This window comes from Arthrobacter sp. B055-34 (assembly GCF_059090425.1).
This window is the reverse complement of sequence record NZ_JBNHFQ010000024.1, coordinates 1-852: the sequence shown is the minus strand read 5'-3', so window position 1 is coordinate 852 and position 852 is coordinate 1. Positions and strand designations below refer to the sequence as shown.

At 69.5% G+C, this 852-nt stretch carries 1 pseudogene; it reads left to right on the top strand.

Annotated elements, in window-relative coordinates:
* A pseudogene (locus tag AC5RWO_RS21440) lies at nt 1–780 on the top strand (HNH endonuclease); the annotation flags it as partial.
* Nucleotides 781–852 lie beyond the last annotated feature (72 nt).

Here is an 852-nt window from a genome sequence, read left to right as displayed (position 1 = left end):
CAGCTGGTCATGACCGACCGCACCCTGTTCCAGGGCGACTCCGAACCGGCCCACCTGAGCGGGTACGGCATCGTCCCCGCCCAATGGGCCCGGAACCTGCTCCGCACCGGCGACACCGACCACGAGAACGGTGCCGACGGCGTCGGCTCGGACACCATCGACGCCGGGAACGGCAGCGCAGGTCACCCCGCGGCCAGTAATCCGGTAAGGGGCGCAGAGGAAGACAAGATCGTTGCCGGCGCCTCGGATGCCGGCGCTGGTGACGGCGCTACCGGCGCCGGCCCGCCAGACACAGCCGAAGCGATACCGGCGGCCGATGCAGAGGTCGGCAAGGGCAACACGGGCACTACTGGTACGGCGACAGGGCCGCCGGACTCGAAGCGAAGAGACCCCGGGGATGCAGGCGACTCGGAAGAGGTGGAAGTGTGGGTACGCCGGCTCTACACCGCGCCCGGCAGCGGGCAGTTGCTCGGGATGGATTCGCGGGCGCGGCTGATGCCCGCCGGGATGCAGCGGGTCATCCAGGCACGGGACCAGCTCTGCCGCACCCCCTGGTGCGACGCGCCGATCCGCCACCACGACCACGTCGTGCCCTGGCGCGACGCCGGAGGGACCAGCGAGATCAACGGGCAAGGCCTATGTGAAGCGTGCAACCTCGCGAAAGAAGCCGACGGCTGGCACGCCCGAACCATCCCCGGACCACGGCACACCGTCGAAACGACCACCCCGACCGGGCACACCTACCAATCCACCGCACCGGCACTGCCCGGCACACCACCGGCAACAGAACAACCGGACGAGACACGCGAGCCGGTGTCAATCTTCGAACAGGCACTCGGCCGCATCGACTTC